Origin of the sequence: Mesorhizobium sp. M5C.F.Ca.IN.020.29.1.1, from assembly GCF_003997375.1 — a bacterium.
GTDB classification, from domain to species: domain Bacteria; phylum Pseudomonadota; class Alphaproteobacteria; order Rhizobiales; family Rhizobiaceae; genus Mesorhizobium; species Mesorhizobium wenxiniae.
On the sequence record NZ_RZSW01000272.1, the window covers coordinates 1 to 8,049 of the forward strand.

Annotated in this window: 7 protein-coding genes; 6 read left to right on the forward strand and 1 reads right to left on the reverse strand. The window is 66.5% G+C overall.

Annotated features, from left to right (window positions below; genetic code table 11):
- The 5 genes from cobN to EOA85_RS20760 form a co-directional block, all read left to right on the forward strand.
- Window positions 1-2,796: cobaltochelatase subunit CobN (cobN, locus tag EOA85_RS20740; protein ID WP_127210987.1), on the forward strand; the 2,796-nt coding region annotated here is incomplete at its 5' end.
- Window positions 2,793-4,136, forward strand: coding sequence for a precorrin-3B synthase (gene cobG, locus EOA85_RS20745; protein ID WP_127210988.1), 1,344 nt, complete (start codon window positions 2,793-2,795; stop codon window positions 4,134-4,136). The genes cobN and cobG, both read left to right, overlap by 4 nt.
- Before the next feature lie 2 nt (window positions 4,137-4,138).
- The gene (locus tag EOA85_RS20750) at window positions 4,139-4,771 is read left to right on the forward strand and encodes a precorrin-8X methylmutase (RefSeq protein WP_127210989.1); all 633 of its coding nucleotides are present in this window, start codon (window positions 4,139-4,141) and stop codon (window positions 4,769-4,771) included.
- Complete coding sequence (locus EOA85_RS20755) at window positions 4,768-5,526, forward strand: precorrin-2 C(20)-methyltransferase (RefSeq protein ID WP_127210990.1); 759 nt, start codon at window positions 4,768-4,770, stop codon at window positions 5,524-5,526. Before EOA85_RS20750 ends, EOA85_RS20755 begins: the two co-directional genes overlap by 4 nt.
- On the forward strand, window positions 5,523-6,287 hold the full coding sequence (locus EOA85_RS20760; RefSeq protein WP_127210991.1) for a precorrin-3B C(17)-methyltransferase: 765 nt from the start codon (window positions 5,523-5,525) through the stop codon (window positions 6,285-6,287). Before EOA85_RS20755 ends, EOA85_RS20760 begins: the two co-directional genes overlap by 4 nt.
- Here EOA85_RS20760 and EOA85_RS20765 read toward each other — a convergent pair.
- On the reverse strand, window positions 6,251-7,033 hold the full coding sequence (locus EOA85_RS20765) for a cobalt-precorrin-6A reductase (RefSeq protein WP_127210993.1): 783 nt from the start codon (window positions 7,031-7,033) through the stop codon (window positions 6,251-6,253). The two genes, EOA85_RS20760 and EOA85_RS20765, sit on opposite strands and share 37 nt — an antisense overlap.
- A gap of 1 nt (window position 7,034) precedes the next feature.
- Here EOA85_RS20765 and cbiE point away from each other — a divergent pair.
- Window positions 7,035-8,049: precorrin-6y C5,15-methyltransferase (decarboxylating) subunit CbiE (gene cbiE / locus EOA85_RS20770; protein ID WP_127210992.1), on the forward strand; the 1,015-nt coding region annotated here is incomplete at its 3' end.

Genomic DNA, 8,049 nt, shown 5'->3' on the forward strand with positions numbered 1-8,049 from the left:
ATGCTGCTCGCCGCCGATGTCGCGCCCATCGACGCTCTTTTTGAGGCGCTGAGCGCACGCGGAATGGCCCCCGTCCCCATCTTCGTCTCCAGCCTCAAGGACCCAGCATCGCTCGCCTTCGTCGAAACCGCGCTCGCAGCGCTGAACCCTGCCGCGATCATCACCGCGACGGCTTTCGCCTCCGGCGCCGAGCCCGGCGTCGAAACCCTGTTCGACCTCGCCGGCGTGCTGGTCTTCCAGGTCATCGTCGCGACGACTCGTCGTGACATCTGGCAAAACAATCAGCGCGGGCTGTCGCCCGCCGACCTCGCCATGCATGTCGTATTGCCGGAGCTCGACGGCCGCATTCTGGCCGGCGCCATTTCCTTCAAAGGCGAGAGCGAAACCGATCCGGCACTGGCCTTCCGCGCCTTCGCCAACCGGCCGGAGCCGGACCGCGTCGCGCAGGTGGCGAACCGTGTCCAAGCCTTCATCCGCCTGCAGCGCACGCCGCGCGCGGAACGCAAGCTCGCCATCCTGATCCCCGACTATCCGAGCGCACCCGGCCGCACCGGCTACGCCGTCGGCCTCGATGTGCCGTCCAGCGTGCTGGCAATGCTGCACGACCTGAGCGAACAAGGCTACGCCGTTGAAGGGATTCCGCAAACGCCGCGTGAGTTGCTGGATGAACTGGAGCGCAGCGAAGGTGGATTGGGACTAGGGGACTATCTCGACCTTTCGACGGAATTGCCGGCTGAGGCAATAGCTGCCGTGACGGCCGCGTGGGGGAATGCGGCAGATGAGACAGGTTTGTGCGACGCACCCCCCTCTGTCCTGCCGGACACGTCCGGCAGGACAGAGGGGGGTGTTCAAGCGCCCACCACCGCAACTTTCCCCTTCCGCGCCGCGACTTTCGGCAACATCACCGTGGCGCTCGCCCCCGATCGCGGGCGATCGGCCGACCGACGCGCCGACTATCACGACCCGACATTGCCGCCGCGGCATGCGCTGATCGCCTTTGGTCTGTGGCTGCGCAAATCGGTCGGCGTCCATGCTCTCGTCCATGTCGGCGCCCACGGCACGCTGGAATGGCTGCCCGGCAAGACCGTTGCGCTTAGCGAAAACTGTTTTCCTGAGATCGTCACTGGCCCCCTGCCCGTCATCTATCCGTTCATCGTCTCCAACCCGGGAGAGGCAGCACAGGCCAAGCGGCGCATTGCCGCCGTCACCCTCGGCCATTTACCGCCGCCGCTGACCGGCGCCGGGCTCGATGAGAACCAGCACCAGCTTGAACGGCTGGTCGACGAATACGCCCAGGCCGACGGGCTCGACCGCCGCCGCCGCGATCGCCTGGCGAAACTGATCGTCGAAACCGCACAAAAGACCGGCCTCGCCTCCGAAGCCGGCGTCGCCGGAACCGACACGCCCGACGAGGCGCTACGCCGCATCGACGCCTGGCTCTGCGACCTCAAGGATTTTGCCATCAAGGACGGCCTTCACATCTTTGGCCGCTCAGCCGAGGGTGAGACCGATCCGCTGCGCGAGCAAAGTGCGGCGGCCGAGAAGGCGGCACTCATCGCAGTGCTCGACGGCCGCCATGTCGCTGCCGGTCCGGCCGGGGCACCAGCGCGTGGCCGGCGCGATGTGCTGCCGACCGGCCGCAATCTGTTCACATCAGATCCACGCAACATGCCGACGCCGACATCCTTCGATCTCGGCAGGGCGGCGTCCGACGAGGTCTTGCGCAGCTACATGCAATCCCATGGCGACTGGCCGCGCTCGCTGGTCATCGACCTCTGGGGCTCGGCCTCGCTGCGCACCGGCGGCGAGGAGATCGCGCAAGGCCTGGCGCTGATGGGCTGCCGGCCGCAATGGGATTCTGCCACCGGCCGCGTCACCGGCATCGAGGTGCTGCCGCCGGCAACGCTTGGCCGCCCGCGCGTCGATGTCACCTGGCGCATATCAGGCCTGTTTCGTGATATGTTCCCGACCCAGATCGCGCTGATCGATGCTGCCGCCAGCGCCGTCGCCGCCCGCGACGAGGACGCTTCGGAAAACCCGCTCGCGGCCAAGACCCGCGCCGAAGGGAAGATCAGCCCGCGCATTTTCGGCACCTCGCCCGGCACCTACGGCGCCGGCGGCGAGGATTTGCTGTCGAGCGGCGACTGGGCCGCGCGCGAAGAGATCGGCCGCGCCTATCTCGACGCCACCTCGCATGCCTATGGCGGCGCCGACGGCGAAGGTGTCTCGGCGCCCGGCGCGTTCGAGGATCGTGTCGCCGAGGCCGACCTTCTCGTCCATACGGGAGATGATCCCGGCCGCGATATTTTGGAAGGCTCGGCCGACGTCGCCTTCATCGGCGGTTTTTCGGCGGCGCTTGCGGCACTCGGCAAGAATGCCGACGTGATCGTCCTCGACACCACGGATCCGCAAAAGCCGAAGCCGCGTTCGGTTGGAGAAGCCGTATCTCGGGTAGTTCGCGCCCGCGCGGTCAACCCGCGCTTCATATCAGGCCAGATGCGGCACGGGCCGCGTGGTGCTTCGGAATTCGCCGAGACGGTCGACCGGCTGGTCGGCTTCGCTGAGACCACCCATGCCATATCGGGCACGCTGATCGAGGTCGTGCACGACGCCTATCTCGGCGATCCCGTGGTTCGCGCCTTCATCTTGCGCGAGAACCCTTCCGCCGCGAAGGTGATCGCCGAGCGGTTTCTGTCGGCGCGGCGGCGCGGTCTCTGGCATCCGCTGCGCAATTCCATCGATGACGATCTCGCCGCACTGATCGCCGAGGCCCAGGCGCTGGGGGTGGCCGCATGAACGCCTTCTCACGTCGCGGTGCCTGCCCCGCTTTGTCCGCGCCGATGCAGACCGGCGACGGGCGTCTGGTGCGGCTCAATCCGGTCGCCGGAGGACTCTCGCCGAAGTCCTTGCTCGGACTCGGTGAATCCGCCTTGCGGCACGGCAACGGCATCATGGAAGTGACCGCACGTGGTAGCCTGCAGATACGCGGCCTGACGCCGGCAAGCGCCCGACTGCTGGCGGTGGAGGTCGATGCAATGGGGATCGCCGTATGCACCGGCGTGCCGGTCGAGACCGGGCCGCTTGCGGGGCTCGATCCCGAAGAGATCGCCGATCCGCGCCCGCTGGCGGATCGGATTCGCGCGGCAATCGAGGACGCCGGGCTGGGACAGCGCCTCGGGCCGAAGGTTTCGGTCATTGTCGATGGCGGCGGGCGGCTGACCATGGATGCGGTTTCGGCCGATGTCAGGCTGGCTGCGATGCGGATTGATGCGCGTGTCCAGTGGCAGGTGGCTGTCGCCGGCGACGGTCAGACTGCGACGCTACTCGTCATGGTCGAGGAAGATGCGGCGCGTGGTATCGCCGTCGCGATTCTGAGAATGGTTGCCGAAAAAGGCCGTGAAGCCCATGCAAGGGATTTGTCGGAGAGGCAGCTAACATCTCCCGCCAGTTGGCATTCCTTCGCGCCCGCGAAGGATCGCCTTCCTCTCACGGCCGCGCCAGCTCCTTCGCCAATCGGCCTATTCCCTCTCGGCGGTGATGCAACCGCCCTCGGCATCGGCCTGCCCTTCGGCAGCATGCCGGCGCAAAAACTCATCGAGCTCACGCAACGGGCCTTCACCCTCGGCGCAACCGAAATCCGCCTGGCGCCGGGCCGCGCGCTGGTTTTTATCGGCCTTTCGCCGACCGCCTGCCGCTCGCTCCAGCAAACCGCCGCCACCCTCGGCTTCGTCACCGACGCTGCTGATCCGCGCACCAGGATCGCCGCTTGCCCCGGTGCGCCGGCCTGCGCCTCCGGCCGGATCGCGACGCGCGACATCGCCGAGACCATCGCTGCGGAAAACCGCGACATCCTCGATTCCTCGCTCACGCTTCATATTTCCGGCTGCGCCAAGGGCTGCGCGCATCCCGGCCCGGCGGCGCTGACGCTGGTCGGCGGCGAAAACGGAGCCGGTCTTGTCGTGGACGGGACGGCAAAGGCCCTTCCTGCCGGATACAGGCCAGGCTATGACGCCGCGAGCGGCGTTGGCCGCATTGCGGCAGCGATCCGCGAAGCACGACTTCGAGGCGATACCACCGCCGCCTGCCTGACAAGGCTTGGCGCGGCCGGTGTCGCCGAACTCTATCGACAGGAATAAATATGGCCGCCTACGACTATATCCATGACGGCACGGCCATCTATGAGCGCTCCTTCGCCATCATTCGCGCCGAGGCCGACCTGTCGCGCTTTTCCGATGCCGAGGCCGATGTTGCCATCCGCATGATCCATGCCTGCGGCCAGGTCGAGGCCAGCAGGCACTTTGTTTTTTCCAGCAATTTCGTCGCCGCCGCACGCACGGCTTTGGCGGGTGGCGCGCCGATCTTCTGCGACGCGGAGATGGTCTCGCACGGTGTCACCCGCGCCCGGTTGCCGGCCGGTAACGAGGTGATCTGCACGCTGCGCGACCCGCAAACGCCTGACATCGCGAAAAAGATCGGCAACACCCGCTCCGCTGCAGCCATAGACCTGTGGGGCGAACGCATGGCCGGTTCGGTCGTCGCCATCGGCAATGCGCCGACAGCACTTTTCTACCTGCTGGAAAGATTGCGCGACGGCGCGCCGAAACCGGCTGTTATCATCGGCATGCCGGTCGGTTTCGTCGGTGCTGCCGAATCGAAGGATGCGCTGGCCGAGAATTCCTATGGCGTGCCCTACGCCATCGTGCGCGGCAGGCTTGGCGGCAGCGCCATGACCGCCGCCGCACTCAACGCACTGGCGAGGCCGGGTCTGTGAACGCGATTGCAAAAGGCAGGCTTATTGGCGTCGGCACCGGTCCCGGCGACCCCGAGCTGCTGACGCTCAAGGCCGTGCGCGCGCTGACCGAGGCCGACGTGGTCGCGCATTTCGCCAAGCGCGGCAACAACAGCAATGCGCGTGCCATTGTCGGCGCGCATTTTCGTCCTGATTTGATAGAGTTGCCGCTACTATATCCCGTGACCACCGAGATCGACAAGGATCACAGCGATTACCGGTCGCAGATAACGGATTTCTACGAAGAGTCCGCCGAAAAAATCGCCGAGCACCTCAGCGCCGGCAGGACGGTCGCGGTGCTTTCGGAAGGCGACCCGCTGTTCTACGGCTCCTACATGCACCTGCATGTCAGGCTGGCGCACCGCTTCCCGACCGAGGTCATTCCCGGCGTCACCGCCATGTCCGGCTGCTGGTCGGCGACAGGCCTGCCGATCGTGCAGGGCGACGACGTGCTGACCGTGTTGCCGGGCACAATGAGCGAATTCGAATTGACTCGCCGCCTCGCCGACACCGATGCCGCAGTCATCATGAAGGTCGGCCGCAACCTGCCCAAGATCAGGCGTGCACTGGAAGCGACCGACAAGCTGGCGCGTGCCGTCTATGTCGAGCGCGGCACCATGCCGGGCGGCGTTTCGATGCGGCTGGCCGACAAGCAGGACGACAAGGCGCCCTACTTCGCCATCGTGCTGGTGGTCGGCTGGTCAGGCCGGCCCGCCGCATTGGGAGCCGAAACATGAGCGGCCGCCTGACCGTCATCGGCCTCGGACCAGGCAATGCCGACCAGGTGACGCCGGAGGCAAGCCGCGCCGTCGCCGAGGCAAAATTCTTCTACGGCTACAAGCCCTATCTCGACCGGCTCGATCTGCGCCCCGACCAGACCCGCGTCGCCTCGGACAATCGCGAGGAGCTGTTCCGCGCCAGGGACGCGCTGGTAAAGGCTGCGCAGGGCCACGCTGTCGCCGTCGTCTCGGGCGGCGACCCCGGCGTCTTTGCCATGGCAGCGGCCGTCTGCGAGGCGATCGAGGCCGGCCCCGCCGAATGGCGTGCCGTTGACGTCGCGATGCTGCCGGGCATCACCGCAATGCTCGCGGTCGCTGCCCGCATCGGTGCACCGCTCGGCCATGATTTCTGCGCCATCTCGTTGTCCGACAATCTAAAACCCTGGGACCTGATCGAACTGCGGCTGCTGGCGGCGGCGGGTGCTGGCTTCGTCATCGCGCTCTACAATCCGATCAGCAAGGCGCGCCCCTGGCAGCTTGGCCGCGCCTTCGAATGCCTCACGGCGATCTTGCCCGGCACCACGCCGGTCGTCTTCGGCCGCGCCGCCGGCCGTCCCGACGAGCGCATCGAGGTGTTTTTGCTGGCGGAAGCCGATGCGGAAAAGGCCGACATGGCGACCTGCATCATCATCGGCTCGCCGGAAACCAGGATCATCAAGCGCGGCGAAAAACCGGCACTGGTCTACACGCCGCGTTCGGCGGCGGGCCCAAGAAAATGACTGACCAGAAAATGATCGACCATCGCGGCAAGCGCTTCGACGGTTTCCGCCGACGGGACATCCGGCAGCGTCGACCTACGGATCATGACCACCTCGATGCCGAGCGCCCGCGCTGCGGCGATCTTGCCGTAGGTCGCCTCGCCGCCGCTGTTCTTGGAAACGACGACGTCGATGCGGTGTTCCAGAAGCAGTGCACGTTCGTCGGCTTCCCGGAACGGCCCGCGCGCCAAGAGATAGGTCGCATCGGGCACAGCGAGCCTTGGCTCGACCGGATCGACGCTGCGGATAAGATAGTGATGTTGGGGTGCGGCCTCAAAAGCGGCGACCTCCTGCCGCCCGAGCGCCAGGAAAACGTGGCGTGGAGCCGACCCCAGCGCCGTCACCGCGCTGGCAACACTGTCGACCAGCGTCCATCGGTCGCCGTCGGCAGGCTCCCAGCCCGGGCGCCTGAGCGCAATGATCGGCACGCCGGCCTCATGCGCCGCTTCCGTGGCATTGGCGGAGATTTGCGCCGCATAGGGATGCGTGGCGTCGATCAGCAGGTCGATGTGGGTCTCGTGCAGATATGCCGCCAGCCCGGCGGCACCACCGAAACCACCCGTACGGGTGGGCACGTCTTGCGCGACAGGATTTTCGGTGCGGCCGGCCAGCGACAGCGTGAGCGACACATCGGTGCGCGCGACCAGCTTTCCCGCCAGTTGCCGGGCTTCGGTGGTTCCGCCGAGGATCAGAATACGGTGGGTCATCATGCCTGCTGACGGTCCGCGCGGCGCCAAGCTCAACTCAAGATGGCTAACAATCGTCGGCATCGGCGAGGACGGTGTAGCGGGTCTCGGCGAAGAGGCCAAGCGGTTGATCGCCGAGGCCGAATTCGTCTTCGGCGGCACACGCCACCTTGCCCTTGTCGCATCGCTCACCAAAGGCGAAGCACGCGCCTGGCCGACCCCTTTCGATGCAGAAATGCGCGACGTGCTGGCACTTGCGGGTAGAAAGGTCTGTGTGCTGGCCTCCGGCGATCCGTTCTTCCATGGTGTCGGCGTCACCCTTGCTCGCAAGGTTCCTTTCCAGGAGACGCAGGTGATCCCCGCCCCTTCTGCCTTCTCACTGGCCTCCGCCCGCCTCAGCTGGGCGCTTCAGGATATTGAGACCATTTCGCTGCACGGCCGCTCGCTCGACCTGATCCGGCCGCTGCTGCATCCGGGCACCCGCATCCTTGCGCTGACCTCGGACGGCGATGCACCAGCCGCGATTGCGCGCCTGCTGACCGAACTCGACTTCGGCGCGTCGCGTCTAACGATTCTGGAGGCACTGGGCGGCCCGAACGAAAGGCTGCGTTCGACGCGCGCGGACGCCTTCGACCTCGAAAAGATCAACCCGCTCAACGTGCTGGCAATCGAAGTTGGATCGACTTCAGAAGGACGCATCCTGCCGCTGACGTCAGGCCTTGGCGATCATTTGTTCGAGCATGACGGCCAGATCACCAAGCGCGAGGTGCGCGCCATCACCCTGTCCGCCCTCGCCCCCAGGCGCGGCGAATTGCTGTGGGACATCGGCGCCGGCTCGGGTTCGATCGGCATCGAATGGATGCTCGCCCATCCCTCCATGCGCGCCATTGCCATCGAGGCCGACCCAACCCGCGCCGCCCGCATCCACCGCAACGCTTCACACTGTGGCGTGCCTGGCCTTGTCGTGGTCGAAGGCTCGGCACCGAAGGCGCTTGCCAGGCTAGGCACGCCCGACGCGATCTTCATCGGCGGCGGCG

Excerpts from the sequence above, each read along its gene's own strand:
- EOA85_RS20760 (WP_127210991.1), top strand. The coding sequence starts at position 5,523 with ATGAGCGGCCGCCTGACCGTCATCGGCCTCGGACCAGGCAATGCCGAC.
- cobG (WP_127210988.1), top strand. The coding sequence starts at position 2,793 with ATGAACGCCTTCTCACGTCGCGGTGCCTGCCCCGCTTTGTCCGCGCCG.
- EOA85_RS20750 (WP_127210989.1), top strand. The coding sequence starts at position 4,139 with ATGGCCGCCTACGACTATATCCATGACGGCACGGCCATCTATGAGCGC.
- EOA85_RS20765 (WP_127210993.1), bottom strand. The coding sequence starts at position 7,033 with ATGACCCACCGTATTCTGATCCTCGGCGGAACCACCGAAGCCCGGCAA.